This window comes from Alkalibaculum bacchi, assembly GCF_003317055.1.
Lineage (GTDB): Bacteria > Bacillota > Clostridia > Eubacteriales > Alkalibacteraceae > Alkalibaculum > Alkalibaculum bacchi.
Genome location: NZ_QNRX01000002.1, coordinates 90,837 through 109,175, shown reverse-complemented (window position 1 = coordinate 109,175; position 18,339 = coordinate 90,837). Strand labels below are relative to the sequence as shown.

Here is an 18,339-nt window from a genome sequence, read left to right as displayed (position 1 = left end):
TCACCTTCTTTATCATTGTGGTCACCATCGGTGGACATATCTTTTACTTAGAACTTAAAACATACAACTTAGAACTGAGCTATGCTCTTTGTGATTGATTCCTAAATCTCTTTCGTTCTAATTCTGTCAATAATTTCTTTCGAATACGAATGGCGTCTGGAGTGATTTCTACTAGTTCGTCGTCGTTGATGAATACTAGTGCTTCTTCTAGACTCATAATTTTCGCTGGTGGTAATTTTATAGCATCGTCTGAGCCAGAGGCACGGACGTTTGTTTGTTTTTTTGCTTTGGTTGGGTTTACAGTCATATCATCGTTTCTAGAGTTTAAGCCGATAACCATACCTTCGTATACTTTAGTACCTGGTTCAATGAAGAGCTCTGCTCTTTCGGCAAGATTGTTTAAGGCATAACCCATCGCCTCTCCGTCAAATTGAGAGATTAGTACTCCGTTTGTTCTTTGTGGAATATCCCCTTTATACTCTTCAAATCGCTCAAATCTTCTTACTAATGTTCCTTCACCTCTGGTATCGTTGATGAATTCACTGGCATAGCCAAGTAAGCCTCTTGTAGGCACAAGATATTCAATATCTGTGTATTCTCCTTCACCAGACATTGATTCCATTACACCTTTTCGTACATTTAACTTTGAAATAACGGCACCAGAATATTGTTGAGGAACAGAGATTATTACCTTTTCAATAGGTTCTAATAATTTGCCGTTTTCTCTTCGCATAATAACTTCAGGCTTAGACGCGCTTAGTTCATAGCTTTCTCTTCTCATGTTTTCCATTAAAATAGACAAATGCAATTCACCACGGCCAGAAACTTTGTACCCATCTGTTCCTTCGATAGGCTCTACCCTTAACCCTACATTGACCTCTAATTCTTTTTCTAATCTTGCTTTTAAATGCCTAGTAGTAACATATTTTCCACTTTGTCCTGCAAATGGAGAAGAGTTGACTAGGAAGTTCATAGATAAAGTAGGCTCATCAATATGGATCATTTCCATAGGTTCAACCTTATCAATTTGGCCAATGGTTTCGCCAATGGTAATATCTGGTATACCTGATATTACCACGATATCGCCACATTCTGCTTCCTTTACGGAAGTTCGGCTCAGCCCCCTGTATACAAATATCTGACTTACTTTACCTTTGCCAATAGTACCGTCAATTTTTGCAATATCTACAGTTTGTCCTTCTTTAATAATACCTTTATAAACTCGACCAATTCCTAATCTTCCTAAGTAATCGTCATAGGCAAGAGAGGAAATCTGTAACTGGAGGTTTTCCTCTGTCAAATCAGGGTAGGCATCCACGTGTCCTAAGATGGTCTCAAACAAAGGTATAAGTCCGTTAGGTTCATCATCCATTTCTTTTTTTACAATTCCCTGTTTGGCAATACCATATAGTATAGGGAAGTTTAGTTGTTCATCATTAGCATTTAGATCAACGAACAAATCAAAGACCATATCTACAACTTCTTCTGCACGTTGGTCTTGTTTATCTATTTTATTAATCAAGAGTATTGGCTTTAGACCCATTTCAAGAGATTTGTTTAATACAAAACGAGTTTGAGGCATAGGACCTTCGCTTGAATCTACAAGAAGGATAACAGTATCTACTGTTTTGATAATTCGTTCAACCTCAGAAGAAAAATCTGCATGACCAGGAGTATCTACTATGTTTATTTTGATGTCATTATACATAACAGAACAGTTCTTTGAATAAATTGTAATGCCTCTTTCTCTCTCTAAGTCGTTGCTATCCATAACGCAATCTACAATATCTTCATTATCTCTAAAAACACCACTAGAAGATAAAAAAGCATCTACTAAAGTAGATTTTCCAGCATCAACATGGGCAATTACAGCAATATTTATTATTTTATTAGACTTCATTAACGTGCTCCTTTTTTTAAATTAACCTTATATAGTGTATACCTTAAGTGGCTTGATTACAAGTTTATTCTTTCAATAGTGATATTATTTTTTTTGAAAAAACAGATAGTAAACGTGTGCAGTTTTTCGCTCTAGGCAAAATATTCTCTTTTATTTTTAGATATCGATTCGCAAATATGTATATTCGTAGGCGAAAAGGTTGGACGAGAAAAGCTTAACTCGCCTATTGGCGAGGATGTTTTGCTTACCACCTTAAATAAATTTTAAAAAGTCTGATTTATTATGAAAATGTTAAGATTTGCTATTCATATTTCAAATGTTTTGTTGTATAATAACAGTGTAGAAACAATGAGTTCCTGAGATGTACGGCATACTCTAATATTTTGAACCTACAATTTTTTACCGGGAGTTCTTGTCCTTATGATAATGTCAGGCCCCTTTAAGGGGAAGGCAGAGGCATACGGCGGGACACCCACCTAGACTAGTCTAGGCGTCAAAATTTAGAGGACGGCATTTTGGGGCTCAACCTTTAAGCACCTTAGGGTGCTTTTTTTGTGTCTGTAGTTAAATTTCTTGTTTTAATTAAATTTTTTTAATAGAGCTAATTATGAAAAGCTACTGGGCTGAAAGTGGAAAGTGAAAAGTGGAACTCGCCTATAGGCGAAAAAGTTTGAATTTTTGACCTCTTACTTTTACATATCATCTGATTGTCTAGAGTGTATCTTTCATAAAAGCCACCATGGGTGACTAGTGACCTTTCCGCATTCCACATTCTACATTCCACGCCTTACATCTTTATTTTTTTCCAACATTTGTGTATAATTCATATAACTAAGGAGGGATTATGTCAAAATATAGTGAAAATTATCGTACTTATATATATACAGTGGAGCTTCCCGTAAAAATTAGAGCTAGAGATTATCTTGTGGAATACTGTAATTACTCTTCTCGATTAGTTCGCAAGATTAAGAGAGAAGGAGATATCTTAGTTAATGGCCAAAAGGTTACCCTATCATATTTAGTGGCAAAAGGCGATAAACTGATTATCTATCTAGGCGAGGAGGATATTGATGCAGAGCCAGAAAATATTCCTACAACCATTGTTCATGAGGATGAGGACATACTGGTTTTAAACAAAGATCCAGGTTTTGTAACTCATGCTACATTAGGTCATCCTACGGGCAATTTGGCAAATGCTATTGCTTATCATTGGAAAAATACGGGTGTACAAGCTAAAATTAGATTTGTCAATCGATTAGACCGAGACACCTCAGGTATTATTGTCATTGCAAAGAATAAATTTGCCCACCAATTTATTCAAGATGAAATGAAAGAAAATAAAGTAGAAAAAATATATTGGGCTATTGTAGAGGGTGCTGTTCAAGCTGAAAAGGGTACAATTGATGCAGCAATTGGAAGGCCATATGAAGATTCTATTGAGAGGGTAATCATGGAAGAAGGGCAAAGGGCTGTTACCCATTACCAGGTTATAAAGAGATTTAAGAATCACACTTTGATTCAGTTGCAATTAGAAACAGGAAGAACTCATCAAATTCGAGTCCACGCAAAAGGTATAGGTCATCCAATAATTGGCGACAATCTGTACAATCCCCATTCTATCGAATTGATACAAAGACAAGCCCTTCATGCAAAGAGAATAAAATTTGTACATCCGAGGACGAGGAAAATGATGGGGTTTGAGGCGGAGTTGCCTAGGGATATGAGTGATTTGGTTGTAAGTGAGAAACTGTAAATAAGGTGGTCAGGTGGTAAGCAAAAGCACAAAAACTTCAATGCACAGAGAAAAATGAACACTGAACATTGAACAGTACAAATATGCGACTTTTTATTAAGTCTTTTATATATTATTCATTGTTCATTATTCATTGTTCATTGCGACGTAAGTCGCATATTTGCTGACCACCTATAAAAGAGGTGAATATATCAATGAAAAAATTAATATTAATAGTGGCGATCATCCTAGTAACAATCTTCATCGCTTTTGGATGTAGTTATTCTCCTGTTGATGTGCAAAGTTATGAGTATAAACCTAATCAGAAAACTCAATACATATCATCAGATGGTGAACTTATTGAAGAGGCATATAATCAAAATAGAACCTATGTCAAATTGCAGGATATGCCACAGGATCTTAAAGATGGAATTATTGCAGTAGAGGATTCTCGCTTTTATGAGCACAAGGGTTATGATCTAATAGGAATAATTAGAGCTCTTTTTACCAATGTGAAAGAAGGAGAAATAGCCGAAGGAGCTAGTACTATTACACAGCAATTAGCTCGAAATCTATTTGAAGAGATTACTACAGAACAGACCGTCATGAGAAAAATAAATGAAGTGATGGTAGCAAGGCAGTTAGAAAAAAAATACAGTAAAGATCAAATTTTAGAGATGTATTTAAATGAAATCTACTTAGGTTCTGGGACATATGGCGTTCAAGAAGCTAGCGTAAAATATTTTGGCAAGGATGTAAAAGATTTAGATTTGGCAGAAAGTGCTATGCTAGCTGGGCTCCCCCAAGCGCCAAGTGCTTATGCGCCGGATGAACATTTTGACTTGGCAAAGAAAAGGCAAGAAATTGTCCTGAGGAGAATGGTTTCGGGAGAATATATTACTGAAGATGAAGCTAATAAAGCTAAGGAAGCTGAGATTATAATTGTCAGTGCAGAAGTAAAAGAGGATGATAAAGTTGACGGTGAATACAGAGCTTTTATCAATCAAGTAGTACTAGAATATGTTGGCATTTTACAAGAAAAACATCCTGATAGAGAGATTACGAGAGAAGACGCAAAGGAAAGCATACAAAATGATGGACTAACGATTCAAACGACTCTCGATAGTAGGGTGCAAGCACTAGGAGTAGAGTCCATAAATGACGGTCTCCGCTCCAGTGGATTGGACGAACTAGCAACAGGTGCACTTGTGACTGTTGATCATTCTACAGGTGCTGTGCTAGCTTATTATGGAGGAAACACCGAAATTGATATGGCAAGTAAGCCCAGATCTCCAGCTTCTGTTATTAAACCCTTTATCTACGCCAAGGCCTTTGACGATGGCTTGCTAACTCCAAATTCACTTATAAAAGATGAATCTATTACTTTTGCAAATTATACTCCCCGAAATGTTGATAATAAATTTGTAGGTTATCTTACGGCCAGGGAGGCTATTGTAGATTCAAGAAATATACCAGCTATTAAAACCATGAATGCCATTGGTGCCAACAATACCTTAGAGTACATTAAAAAGTTTGGTATTACAACGATTGCTCAAAAAGATTACAATAATCTAGCTATAGCAACAGGTGGAATGACAAATGGAATTACACCAATAGAAATGACTCAGGCTTTTAGTGCCTTTTCAAATGGAGGTGTAATTAATGAAGTTCATTTTATAAAGTCCATAACGGATAGTAATAAAAAGATAATCTATGAAAGGAAAGCTAGTGAAAAGAATAATTGGCAGATGATGAAGCCAGAAACGGCACGTGAGATGAAAGATATCCTCGTTGACGTTGTTGGACGAGGAACAGGGACAAATGCAAAATCTTCATATATAACCGGTGGAAAGACAGGGACCAGCAGTGAGAATAAAGACCTATGGTTTGTTGGATTTACTGGAAATATAACTAGCTCGGTGTGGATAGGCAATGTAGACAATAAATCATTATCTGGAAGCAGTAGTAGATCTGCACAAATTTATGGTGATTATACGAACAAATTAATTCAAGAAAATCTAATTCAGAAAAATAGTTTAAAGCCTGTTGTTAGCCATAATGATACTACATCTATCTTTATATTGTCACCAGATGTAAATTATACTGAAGGTCAAAGTATTTCCATTGGACAAGTGATCTCAATTGTAGTTCCAGCGGATCAAATAGGTTATTTTGAGGATAAAAGAGTATATCCAGTAGAAATTGATAAAGAAAGCGGCAAGCTATTTGTAGAAGATCACTGCCCGGTACAGAATAAAGAAACGAGATACTACCTAATGGGACAGGGACCAACACAGACTTGTGATTTAGATCACCTTTGGGATAAAATCGAAGATTTCTTCAATCCCGTTCCCAAAGAACCAGGTGAAGGAATAGAAAATACAGATGAACCAAATCTAGAAATAGAATCTCCAAACAGAGATTCTGATGATAATGTTTAAGTATTTGACTTTAATCCTAAGTAAACATACAAGAATAATACTTTTGTGGTCACCAATGTTTTAATACTTTGGTGACTTTTTTATATAATAGAAAGGTCCTACTTTTGACATAGGCTCTTACCTAGTCATCCTGAGTTTGAGCGAAGGATGTTGATCCAAAAGGAATACCCAAATGCTAGTGACTAAAGACTAATGACTAGCGACTAATGCGCCACAGGCGCTTTATTGCTCAAAGAAGATTATTACGAAAATTCTCTCTTTCTCGCTTATATGTGAGTTCTTTTCGGGTTTCCAGCTTCCACTATCTACTTTAAGCTTTCTACCAATTTAGTGCATAAATATTAACAAAATGATAAGAAATTAAGTGTATACAAAATCCAGGAATACGATTACAGTTGTTATATAAGTGACAAATTGGAGTCGATTTAGAAAAAGGAGTTGACATTGATGATGTTGTGATTTGTTTTTGCAAAACATAAAAATACATTCTTGAATGTTAGAAAATTTAGAAAATACTAATTATATCTTCTTAGCTTGTCCATTAGAAAATGGTTAAATTATTGCATTTATAAACTAAAAAATCTTAATAAAGAGAATAACTTTAAACATAAAGTCTTTAAAAAACAAACAAAGTGGCATATAGTATAAGAGTCTTTTTTATTCATCAAACAATAAAAAAAGATGGTCAACTTATCTTTTATACCACTAGAAAGTAATCGTTTTACACAAGTGACAACAAATTAACAAAAAACTCATAAATATTTCATTTTAGTATTGACAAATACGTGTCCAAAATATAAACTGATATTGTAAAGTTGTATATACAGGTTATTTGAGTATCTTAAAGGTCATGTTATTTAAAAGGAGGATTACAAAATGAGTCATGAAGCTCTAAAATTTGACAAAATCGCTGGTCCATTAATCGAAAAAGCAAAACAAGATGGCGCTGAAACAATGTGGGACAGAGATGTTGCAATGAAATCACGTTGTGGTTTCGGTGACAAAGGTATCTGTTGTAAAATCTGTAATATGGGTCCATGTAGACTAAGCCCAGTTGAAGGCAAAGGTGCACAAAGAGGTATTTGTGGTGCTACAGCAGACACAATCGTAGCAAGAAACTTTGCAAGAATGGTTGCAGCTGGTTCATCTGCTCACTCAGATCATGCAAGAAGTCTTCTACACACACTACATATGACTTCTCCAGATGGTGACTATCAAATAAAAGATGAAGCAAAATTATTAAGTCTTGCAAAAGAATACGAAGTTGAAACAGAAGGCAGAGATATTTATGACATCGCTCACGAAGTTGCTGAAATCGGTCTTATGGAATTCGGAAAACCTTTTGGTACACAAAGATTTATCAAACGTGCGACAGAGGGAAGACAAAAACTGTGGAAAGAACTAGGTGTTGAGCCAAGAGCAATCGATAGAGAAGTTGTTTCTATCATGCACTCTACTCACATAGGTTGTGCGAGTGATATGGAAAGCATATACGCATTAACAGTAAAATCAGCATTATCTAATGGATGGGGCGGATCAATGATTGGAACTGACGTAAGCGATATCATATTTGGTACGCCAACAGCTAGACAATCAGAAGCAAACTTAGGATGCTTAGAAGAAAACATGGTAAACATTCTTGTTCATGGACATGAGCCAGGATTATCTGAGATGATCGTATTTGCATCTCAAGATCCAGAAATAGTTCAATTAGCAAAAGACAATGGCGCAGAAGGTATCAACTTAGTTGGTATGTGCTGTACTGGTAATGAAGTATTAATGAAACATGGTGTTCGACTTGCTGGTACTTTCTACCAACAAGAATTAGCTGTTATTACAGGTGCGTTAGAAGCTGTAGTTGTTGACGTACAATGTATCTTCCCGGCACTTGCAACATTATCTGAATGCTATCACACTAAATTTATTGCGACTTCTCCAAAAGCAAAAATGGAAGGCGCTAGATACATCGAATTTGATGAAGAACGCGCATTAGAAATTGCAAAAGAAATCGTTACAGAAGCGATCTTAAACTACAAAAACAGAGATCGAAATAAAGTATTAATTCCACAAGAAAAAAATAAATCAACAGTAGGTTTCAGCATCAATACAATTGTTGGTGGATTAGATAAAGTAGTAAATAGTAATGTTGATCAACTTGGTACAGTAAAACCACTTGCTGACTGTATTATGGCTGGTGTACTAAGAGGAGCAGCTGGCGTTGTAGGATGTAATAATCCAAAAGTTGCTCACGACAATAGCCACCTTACAATCATAAAAGAAATGATTAAAAACGACGTTATCGTTGTAGTTACTGGTTGTGCAGCTCAAGCAGCAGCAAAAGCAGGTTTATTACAATATGAAGCAAAAGAATTAGCAGGTAGAGGACTTAAAGAAGTATGTGAAAGAGTTGGTATTCCACCAGTTTTACATATGGGCTCATGTGTAGATAACACTCGAATTCTTCGACTTGTAACAGAAGTTGCTAAATACTTAGGCGTAGACACTCCAGTTCTTCCAGTAGTCGGTGCAGCTCCAGAGTGGATGAGTGAAAAAGCAGTAAGTATTGGTACTTATTTCGTATCTTCTGGTGTTGATGTATTCTTAGGAACAGTACCTCCAGTAACAGGTTCCGCTAGATTTACAGATTACTTAACAAATGGATTAGAAGATGTATACGGTGCGAAATTCACTGTAAATGAAGATCCAGTTCAACTTGCACAAGCTATGTTAGACCGAATAGAAGAAAAAAGAACTCGCTTAGGAATATAGTTTAGGAATATAGGTGATCAAATGAAAATTGCTATTACAGGTAAAGGCGGAGTCGGCAAATCAACTCTCTCCGCCGCTCTTTGCAGAAGTTTTGCCGAATTAGGATACAATGTTCTTGCTGTAGATGCAGACCCAGATGCCAATCTTGCATTGGCACTAGGAATGGAAACAGGGAAAGCATCTAAAATTATACCAATTTCTGAGATGAAAGATCTCGTAGAAGAGCGTACTGGAGCGCCAAGTGGGACTTATGGTAGTACCTTTAAGCTAAATCCCAAAGTAGACGATATACCTGAAAGGTATGCGACGATATTTGATGGAATAAAAGTCTTGGTAATGGGTAGTGTAGATGCAGGTGGTACTGGTTGCGTTTGCGCTGAACACGTTCTTTTGAGAAATCTTATGACCCATCTAATTCTTAGAGAAAAAGACGTCGTCATTATGGATATGGAAGCTGGCATAGAACACCTAGGTCGAGGAACTGCCAGTGGCGTCGATGCGTTTATTACAGTTGTTGAACCTGGTGAAAGAAGTGTCCAAACTTACGACAAAGTAACGAAACTCGCTGCAGACATCGGAGTAAACAAGGTGATGGTAATTGGAAATAAGATAACCGAAAAGGACGATGAGGAATTCATTAAGGGCCATGTAGGAGAAGAGAACGCTCTAGGTTTTATCTATTACGATAAGAAAATTAGCGTATCGGACCGTGAAAATACATCCTCCTACAAGGCTAGTGAATCCCTTAAAACAGCAATCCAAGAGATTACTCAAAAACTGTTAGATAGTGTTAGTTAATTTTAGTAAAGTATGAGATAGTAAAAAGGAGGATAAGCAGAATGAATCTGTTTAAGGTTATATACACAGGTGCAAACCAAGCAGTAGAACTAGCAGGTCAATTAGTACAAAAGGCAATCGATGAAAAGGGCAAAGATGCTAGCGTAAGTTTTCCAAATACAGCTTACTCATTGCCAGTAATTTATGCAGCTACAGGTCAAAAGATTACTACACTCGCGGAATTAGAAGGTGCAGTAGGTGTAGCAAAGAGTTTGATCAACGAAACTACTCATTTACAAGATGCTTTAACTGCTGGTCTAGGCACAGCTGTAGCATCAGAAATTATTGAAGCATTAAAATACGTACTAGATGATGAGCCATACAAAGCTCCAATTCAAGGACATTTATCAGATGCTCAAGTAAGATCTCTTGGTGTACCTCTAGTAACAGGTGATATCCCTGGTGTACCAGTTATCATTGGAGAGTGCAAAGACAGCGCTACAGCTGCTAAAATCGTAAGAGAATATCAAGAAAAAGGTCTTCTTACTTTCTTAGTTGGTAAAGTTATCGACCAATGTTTAGAAGAAGGCGTAAAAATGGGCTTCGACTTACGTGTTGTTCCATTAGGATATGATTTAACTGCTGTAATTCACGCTGTATCAGTAGCGATAAGAGCAAGTTTAATCTTCGGTGCAGTTGCTCCTGGAGATTTACAAGCACATAAAGAATACACTAAAAACAGAGTAAAAGCATTTGTAAACGTATTTGGCGATATCAATGAAATTCTCGTTTCTGCAGGTGCTGCGGCTATCGAATTAGGCTTCCCATGTGTTCTTGATGTTCCAGTTCCAGAAGTTCCAACATTACTTTTATACCAACCAGATCACGAAAAAACAGTTGCGACCTCATTAGAAGCAAGAGAAATTAAAATCAAAGTTACAAAAATCGATGTACCAGTTGGCGTAGCTTCAGCTTTTGAAGGTGAAAGAATCCGTAAAGGTGACATGCACACTGAATTTGGTGGAAACAAGACAAAAGCTTGGGAATTAGTTCAAATGAAAGAACTTAATGAAGTAGAAGATCACAAAATTGAAGTAATTGGACCAGATATTGACACTGCAGATAAAGTTCCATACAATATGCCTTTAGCTGTTGTTGTAGATGTAGCTGGTAAAGCAATGCAATCAGACTTTGAACCAGTATTAGAAAGAAGATTGCACTATTTCATGAACTACACAGAAGGCGTAATGCATATAGGACAAAGAAATATCGCTTGGATTCGTATCGGAAAAGAAGCGTTTGAAAAAGGCTTTAGATTAAAACATATTGGTGAAGTTATCTACGCAAAAATGAAAGATGAATTTGATACAGTAGTAGATAAATGCCAAGTTACAATCTACACAGATGCTGATAAAGTAGCTGCTTTAGAACAAGAATTAGCATTACCTAGATACAAAGCTAGAGATGAAAGACTTGCATCTTTAACAGATGAAAGCGTAGATGTATTCTATTCTTGCTCTTTATGTCAATCTTTTGCTCCAGCACATGTTTGTATCGTAACACCTGAAAGACTAGGTCTTTGTGGTGCAGTAAGCTGGTTAGACGCTAAAGCAACAAAAGAATTAGATCCAACTGGAGCTGCTCAACCTGTACTTAAAGAAGGTTTAGAAGACGAAGTAAAAGGTATTTGGGCTTCTATGAATGAAGCGGTAGAATCTATTTCTCAAGGAGCTGTTTCTAGAGTATCCATGTACTCTATCCTTGAAGATCCAATGACTTCATGTGGTTGCTTCGAGTGTATTTGTGGTATCGTACCAGAAGCAAACGGTGTAGTTATTGTAAACCGTGAATTCGGCGATCCAACACCAACAGGTATGACATTTGGTGAATTAGCATCTATGACTGGTGGTGGAGTTCAAACTCCAGGATTCATGGGTCATGGTAGACACTTCATCGCTTCTAAGAAATTCATGAGCGCTGAAGGCGGTATCGCAAGAATCGTTTGGATGCCAAAAGAATTAAAAGACGATGTAGCTGAAAGATTGAATGCAACAGCTAAAGACTTATACGATATAGACAATTTCTCAGATATGATCTGTGATGAAACAATAGCTACAGATTCTGAAAGCTTATTAGAATTCTTACAACAAAAAGGACATCCAGCATTGACTTTAGATCCATTAATGTAATTAAATGACCTTTGAAAGGTCTGGGCTGTAGGGTCGCTGAATACAGCGACCCGTTACTCATTTTAGACAGAGAAAAATGTAAAATAAAGTATTAAAATAAAGTATTAAAATATAGTAAATATACATATAAAAACTTGTATATTAGGATGAGAATTTGTTATAATAGACATGGCTAATATAATGTTGCTTTAAAACTAGTAATTACAAAATTGACATAAGGTGCATTGTACACCATTTACAAACGAGGAGGCAAAAATATGTACAAAAGAATTGCCGTAGCTGGAAAAGGCGGTACTGGTAAAACTAGTTTAACTGGTTTAATTATCAATTATTTAGTTCAATCTGGTAAAGGTCCTATTTTAGCAGTAGATGCTGACTCCAACTCCAATCTTAATGAAGTCCTGGGCATCGATGTAGAACAAGATATTGGTAGAATACGTGAAGAAGTGAACTGGGCAGAAAGAAAAGGAACACCAATTCCTGGAGGAATGACAAAAAACGAATACCTAGAGTATCAGTTAAATTCCGTTGTCAGTGAAGGCAATGGTTTTGATATGTTAGTCATGGGTAGAACTCAAGGAGAAGGGTGTTATTGTTTTGTTAATGGTATTTTAAAGCGCCAAATAGAAAAGTTATCAAACAATTACAACCATACTGTAATCGATAATGAAGCAGGTATGGAGCACATCAGTAGAGGTACTGTTGGCAATATGGATTTATTATTATTAGTAAGCGATTATTCTAGAAGAAGCATACAAGCCGTTGGTAGAATTCAAGTACTTGCAGAAGAATTAAAATTGAATATTCCAAAGGTTGGATTGATTGTTAATAAAGCACCTAATGGTGAATTAACAGAATCCATTATGGAAGAAATTCAAAATCAAAACTTGAATTTAATTGGTGTTGTGCCATTAGATCCAATGATTTCAGAATATGATGCAAAAGGTATTCCGTTAGTACAAATGCCTGAAGAAGCTACATCTAAACAGGCGTTAAAAGATATACTAAATAAACTACAACTCATTTAAAGGAGGTTCACACATTGGCTTACAAGAAAGTTTCAAAAAAGTATAATGGAAAGATTAGTGAAGTAGTAATTGGTACTGGTGACAAGGCTACAGCTATTGGTGGAAGAAATGTACTACCACTTCATACATTTGATGGAGAAGCAGGCCAAGCACCAAAATTAGGATTAGAAATCGTTGACATTGCACCAACAGATTGGATTGATGCATTTAACGGAATCTATGGAGATGTTTGCAACGACGCTGCTGCATGGGCAAAATTAGTAGAAGAAAAATATGCACCAGATTTTATTTATTTAAGATTTGAAGGTGCTGACCCAGCTGGACAAAATAAAAGTGCAGAAGAATGTGCAGAATTAGCAAAAAAAGTTGCTCAAAACATTACTCTTCCATTAGTAGTTGGTGGATGTAATAACGCTGAAAAAGATGCTGAAGTATTTAAAGCAGTATCTGAAGCTCTTGAAGGAAAGAACATTTTAGTACTTTCTGCAAAAGAAGAAAACTACAAAGCAGTAGGAGCTGCAAGTGGATTAGCTTACAAACAAAAAGTTGGTGCAGAGTCTGCAGTTGATATCAACTTAGCAAAACAAATAAATATCCTATTAACTCAATTAGGCGTAAACAAAAACGACATCGTAATGAATGTTGGTTCTGCAGCAGTAGGTTACGGTTTTGAATATGTAACTTCTACTATGGATAGAATTATTTTAGCTGCATTAGGCCAAAATGATGAAACTTTACAAATGCCAATCATCACTCCTGTAGCTCAAGATGCTTGGTCTGTTAAAGAATCAATTGCATCAGAAGCAGACGCTCCAGCTTGGGGACCAACAGAAGATAGAGGTATCCACATGGAAATTTCTACAGCTTCTGCTTGTATTGCTTCAGGATCAGACGCAGTAATTTTAAGACATCCAAAATCTTTAGAAACTATGAAAACTTTTGTTCAAGGAATAATCGGATAATTATTTACATTAAGGAGGTATAACGATAATGGCTTTAAGCGGAATTGAGATATTTAAACTAACACCAAGAACCAACTGTAAGGAATGTGGTTTCCCTACTTGTATGGCATTCTCTATGAAAGTAGCATCTGGCGCAGTAGAAATTGGAAAGTGTCCACACATTTCTGATGAAGCAAAAGAAAAACTTTCTGAGGCTACAGCTCCACCAATGAAAACAATCACTGTAGGAACTGGTGACGCTGAAAGAAAATTAGGCGGAGAAACAGTATTATTTAGACACGAAAAAACATTAGTAAGCAGACCATTAGTTGCCGTACAATTTGCTGACTCTATGAGTGATGATATAATTGATGCAAAAATTGCAAATGTTCAAAAAGTTGACTATGAACGAATCGGCGAACAAATGAATGCTGAATCAGTTAGTGTTAAGTTCGACGGCGATAAAGATAAATACATAAAGCTTGTTGAAAAAGTAGCTGCATTAAACAAAGTAGTTGTACTTGTTTGTGATGATGTTGCTGTTGCTACAGAAGCTCTTGCCCTTGTAAAAGGAGCAAAACCAGTTTTAGTTGGTGCAAACAAAGATAATATCAACGAAATGGTTGCATTAGCAAAAGACAATGGTGCAGTATTAGGATTATGTGCTGATACAGTTGAAGAAATGTACAGCCTAGTAGAAACTGCACAAGCTGCAGATTATAAAGAGTTAATCTTGAATCCTGGCACAGCAAGCATGGCTAAAACATTAGAAAACACAATTGAAATTAGAAGAACAGCTATTACAGGTGGAGATAGAGTATTAGGTTACCCATCTATCGTATTTGTAAATGATTTAGCAGGTGGAGATCCATACTTAGAAACTGCTTTAGCTGCTACTTATGTTCTTAAATACGGTTCTATTATCGTATTAAGTGACATAACTTATGCACAAGCATTACCATTCTTTGGATTAAGACAAAATATCTTTACAGATCCTCAAAAACCAATGAGAGTCGAACCAAAAGTTTATGAGTTCGCTAATCCTAAAGAAGATTCTCCAGTACTTTTAACTGTTGACTTTGCACTTACTTACTTCGTTGTATCTGGCGAAATTGAGCGTGCTAAAGCACCAGCTTATTTACTAATTCCTGATGCTGGTGGATACTCAGTATTAACCTCTTGGGCAGCTGGTAAATTTGGTGCAAGCGTTATTGCAAACATGGTTAAAGAAAGCGGTATCGAACAAAAATTAACAGTTAAAAAACTTGTTCTTCCAGGTAAAGTAGCTGTATTAAAGGGTGACTTACAAGAAGAATTACCAGGTTGGGAAATTATTGTAGGACCAGAAGAAGCAATGCAAATTCCAAAATTCCTTAATGAATTTAAATAATAGGCACTAGTCTAATATAAAAAATTAAGAAAGTAGGTTTATTATGGCAAAATTTATGGTTATTGGGGAACGTATTCACTGTATCTCACCAGTTATTAGAAAAGCAATTGAAGAAAGAGATCCAGCACCAATCTTAAAAAGAGGTAAAGAACAACTTGATTGTGGAGCAACTTACTTAGATGCTAATATCGGTCCAGCAGAAAAGAATGGCGAAGAAATTATGCAATGGATGGTTCAAATTCTTCAAAATGAATTTGATAATGTGCCACTTGCATTAGATACAGCTAATACTAAAGCTATTGAAGCAGGTATTAAAGTTTATAATCGTTCTAAAGGAAAACCTATCGTTAACTCAGCTGATGCAGGCGAAAGAATAGACAATATTAACCTTGCTGCTGCAAATGATGCTATGGTTATCGCACTTTGTAGTGCAGAAGGTGTTCCAAGAGACAACGATGAAAGAATGGCATATTGCCAACAAATGCTTGAAAGAGGAATGGAAGCTGGCATGGATCCTGAGGACATGTTATTTGATCCATTATTCTTAGTAATCAAAGGAATGCAAGAAAAACAAGTTGAAATGTTTGAAGCTATTAGAATGCTTACTGAAATGGGCTTAAAAACTACTGGTGGCTTAAGTAATGTTTCTAATGGTGCACCAAAAGAATTAAGACCTATCATGGACGCTTATATGGTCGCAATGGCTATGCAAGCTGGATTGACTTCAGCTATTGTAAATCCATGTGATAAAAAATTAATGGAAGCTATCAAAACTGCTGACATCATTTTAGGCAATACTTTATATGCTGATTCTTACTTAGATCTGTAAGATCAATTAAAAAAAGAATATGATTTGTAAAAAAGGTGGTTTTAAAACCACCTTTTTCTATAAGAAAAAAAAAGTGTATTATAAACACAGTTTATTAAGAATCCGTTAAAATTAAAAACACTTTTAAGAGTACAAAAATATATTTATATATAAATGATTTAGACATTGCTTTCCAGAATGTAAAATCTGTATAATATAGACAGAGAGAATAATACATTAGTTTACTTAAGCTAGTTGTAATACTGGAGGGAATTATATTGGAAATTGAATTAAGATTACCTGAAGAGGTTAAGGTATTTGAAGCAAATGAAAATGATATTCTCATAAATGTGATTCGAAATGTAGGGGTACATATTGATGCACCTTGTAATGGAAGTGGAACTTGCGGAAAATGTAAGGTAAAACTCATTGAAGGAAAAGTTGGCACAATAGCGAATGGTCATAGACTTACTGATGAGCAGTCACAGCAAGGGTTTATCCTAGCTTGCCAAAGTATCGTTACTAGCCCTATTATTGTAGAAGTTCCTAAAGAATCCATTTTAGAAGTAACACATATTCGGGTAGAAAAAAGAACCCATAAGGATTTAGAAAAATACTACAATTTAAGAGAAGAGTTTTCAAGAGAACATGATTCCATGAAAAACTTAAGTATCTTAAATGTTCAATTGGATGAACCTAATCTAGATGACAATATTTCAGATGTAACGCGAATTAAAAAGTTCGTTGCAAAAGAATTAAACAATGATCATGTCCAAATAGGTGTTTTTTTGCTTAAAAAAATTCCACATGTCTTAAGAGAAAGCGCTTTTAATGTCTCAATTATTTATACAGAAGAAAAAGGCATCATACGAATAATAGATATTAGACCACAAGGCGATACTCAAATTTACGGTGTTGCAGTTGATATTGGAACTACTTCTGTTTCTGCTTGTTTGGTTGATTTAAATGATGATACTATTTTAGGAGAAGTATCCTGTGCAAATGCTCAATCTAAGTACGGTGCTGATGTAATTAATCGTATTGTATATTCTACCAAAAAGAATGGATTGAAAAATCTAAAAGAAGCTATAGTAGAAGAAAGCATCAATCCTCTAATAAATGAATTATGTAATAATCATAAAGTAAAAAAAGAGGATATATTGATATTTGCTGCTTCGGCAAATACCACTATGGCGCATTTACTTTTAGGAATACACTCAGATGATCTTAGAAAAGAACCTTATATCCCTGCCTTTACTAGTACAGAAGATGTAGACATTCGTGTAGACGATATAGGATTAAGCTTAAATAAAGATGCTTTAATTCTTATTTCACCCTCTGTAGCTAGCTACGTAGGTGGAGATATTTCTGCTGGCGTTATAGCTGCAGGTATGAGAGAAAGTGATGAGAATTCAATTCTAATTGATTTAGGTACCAATGGAGAAATCGTATTTGGTAATAGAGATTTTCTAATGACCTGCGCTTGTTCAGCTGGACCAGCATTTGAAGGTGGGGAAATTTCTTGTGGTATGAGAGCTGCAAATGGTGCAATTGAAGCCGTTCATATTGATCCGAATACTTTTGTAGCTGAGTTAGATATTATTGGCTCATGCGCTCCTTATGGATTATGTGGTTCTGGTATTATTGATTTAATCTCAGAATTAAAGAGGGTAGAACTTATTGATCCTAGAGGACGTTTTATAAAAGATAAAAATACGGACAGAATTCATTTTGATGAATACGGTATAGGCAGATATATAGTTGCTCGTAAAAAAGATTACGATTTATCAGGAGATATTTACATTACAGAAGTAGATATTGATAATTTTATTCGTGCAAAAGCAGCAGTGTATTCTGCGACTTATGTCTTGTTGTCAAGTTTAGGACTAGACTTTGATATGGTAAGTGAAATTAAAGTAGCTGGTGGAATTGGAAGTCATATTAATATTGATAGCGCCATTAATATTGGTTTATTCCCTGATATTGATAAAGATAAATATGCTTTTATTGGAAACAGTTCATTAACTGGCAGCTATATGAGCTTAATCAATAAGAAAGCAAAAGAGTATATTGACGATACAGCAAACAATATGACTTATATTGAATTAAGCGTGTATCCAGGTTATATGGACGAGTTTATTTCTGCATCTTTTATACCACATACGGATTTAGTGCGATTCCCGACACATAATAAATAAGGTGGTCAGGTGGTCAGGTAGTCAGGTGGTCAGCAAAACCTTAAATACGAAAAGCTGAAACTCGCCTTTAGGCGAGAAATGTAGGGGCGAACAATGTTCGCCCCTTTTTTGCCACCATTGGTGGCGTATTTGCTTTTACTGACCACCTTAAAGCTGACCACCTGAC

Annotated in this window: 11 protein-coding genes and 1 other RNA gene; 11 read left to right on the top strand and 1 reads right to left on the bottom strand. The window is 35.8% G+C overall.

Annotation, left to right across the window (positions count from 1 at the left end):
- Positions 1-79: 79 nt before the first annotated feature.
- Positions 80-1,900: a translational GTPase TypA gene (gene typA, locus DES36_RS01935; protein ID WP_113919532.1), complete on the bottom strand. Its 1,821-nt coding sequence runs from the start codon at positions 1,898-1,900 to the stop codon at positions 80-82.
- 350 nt (positions 1,901-2,250) lie between these two features.
- On the opposite strand from typA, the gene ssrS reads away from it, so the two are divergent.
- From ssrS to acsV, 11 genes are all read left to right on the top strand, one after another.
- Positions 2,251-2,426, top strand: a non-coding RNA gene (gene ssrS, locus DES36_RS01930) — 6S RNA.
- Between the two features lie 318 nt (positions 2,427-2,744).
- Positions 2,745-3,653, top strand: a complete 909-nt coding sequence (locus tag DES36_RS01925) for an RluA family pseudouridine synthase (protein WP_113919531.1) — start codon at positions 2,745-2,747, stop codon at positions 3,651-3,653.
- A 194-nt stretch (positions 3,654-3,847) separates the two neighbouring features.
- A complete protein-coding gene (locus DES36_RS01920; protein ID WP_113919530.1) occupies positions 3,848-6,073 on the top strand; it encodes a transglycosylase domain-containing protein in 2,226 nt (741 codons plus the stop codon).
- An 876-nt stretch (positions 6,074-6,949) separates the two neighbouring features.
- Positions 6,950-8,842 (top strand): anaerobic carbon-monoxide dehydrogenase catalytic subunit, encoded by a 1,893-nt coding sequence (gene cooS, locus DES36_RS01915; RefSeq protein ID WP_113919529.1) that lies wholly within the window; start codon positions 6,950-6,952, stop codon positions 8,840-8,842.
- 21 nt (positions 8,843-8,863) lie between these two features.
- Complete coding sequence (locus DES36_RS01910; protein WP_113919528.1) at positions 8,864-9,640, top strand: ATP-binding protein; 777 nt, start codon at positions 8,864-8,866, stop codon at positions 9,638-9,640.
- Positions 9,641-9,681: 41 nt separating this feature from the next.
- Positions 9,682-11,808: an acetyl-CoA decarbonylase/synthase complex subunit alpha/beta gene (acsB, locus tag DES36_RS01905; RefSeq protein ID WP_113919527.1), complete on the top strand. Its 2,127-nt coding sequence runs from the start codon at positions 9,682-9,684 to the stop codon at positions 11,806-11,808.
- 257 nt (positions 11,809-12,065) lie between these two features.
- Positions 12,066-12,836 carry an ATP-binding protein gene (locus DES36_RS01900; protein WP_113919526.1) on the top strand — a complete coding sequence of 257 codons (771 nt, stop codon included), beginning with the start codon at positions 12,066-12,068 and terminating at the stop codon, positions 12,834-12,836.
- A 14-nt stretch (positions 12,837-12,850) separates the two neighbouring features.
- On the top strand, positions 12,851-13,798 hold the full coding sequence (gene acsD, locus DES36_RS01895) for an acetyl-CoA decarbonylase/synthase complex subunit delta (protein ID WP_113919525.1): 948 nt from the start codon (positions 12,851-12,853) through the stop codon (positions 13,796-13,798).
- A 28-nt stretch (positions 13,799-13,826) separates the two neighbouring features.
- Entirely contained in the window at positions 13,827-15,167 is a 1,341-nt protein-coding gene (gene acsC / locus DES36_RS01890) for an acetyl-CoA decarbonylase/synthase complex subunit gamma (RefSeq protein WP_113919524.1), read from the top strand.
- Positions 15,168-15,210: 43 nt separating this feature from the next.
- The gene (gene acsE, locus DES36_RS01885) at positions 15,211-15,996 is read left to right on the top strand and encodes a carbon monoxide dehydrogenase/acetyl-CoA synthase methytransferase subunit (RefSeq protein ID WP_113919523.1); all 786 of its coding nucleotides are present in this window, start codon (positions 15,211-15,213) and stop codon (positions 15,994-15,996) included.
- Positions 15,997-16,253: 257 nt separating this feature from the next.
- Positions 16,254-18,173 (top strand): corrinoid activation/regeneration protein AcsV, encoded by a 1,920-nt coding sequence (acsV, locus tag DES36_RS01880; protein WP_242981672.1) that lies wholly within the window; start codon positions 16,254-16,256, stop codon positions 18,171-18,173.
- Positions 18,174-18,339: the final 166 nt, after the last annotated feature.

Coding starts and splice junctions, on each gene's coding strand:
- typA (WP_113919532.1), bottom strand. CDS start 1,900: ATGAAGTCTAATAAAATAATAAATATTGCTGTAATTGCCCATGTTGAT.
- DES36_RS01925 (WP_113919531.1), top strand. CDS start 2,745: ATGTCAAAATATAGTGAAAATTATCGTACTTATATATATACAGTGGAG.
- DES36_RS01920 (WP_113919530.1), top strand. CDS start 3,848: ATGAAAAAATTAATATTAATAGTGGCGATCATCCTAGTAACAATCTTC.
- cooS (WP_113919529.1), top strand. CDS start 6,950: ATGAGTCATGAAGCTCTAAAATTTGACAAAATCGCTGGTCCATTAATC.
- DES36_RS01910 (WP_113919528.1), top strand. CDS start 8,864: ATGAAAATTGCTATTACAGGTAAAGGCGGAGTCGGCAAATCAACTCTC.
- acsB (WP_113919527.1), top strand. CDS start 9,682: ATGAATCTGTTTAAGGTTATATACACAGGTGCAAACCAAGCAGTAGAA.
- DES36_RS01900 (WP_113919526.1), top strand. CDS start 12,066: ATGTACAAAAGAATTGCCGTAGCTGGAAAAGGCGGTACTGGTAAAACT.
- acsC (WP_113919524.1), top strand. CDS start 13,827: ATGGCTTTAAGCGGAATTGAGATATTTAAACTAACACCAAGAACCAAC.
- acsE (WP_113919523.1), top strand. CDS start 15,211: ATGGCAAAATTTATGGTTATTGGGGAACGTATTCACTGTATCTCACCA.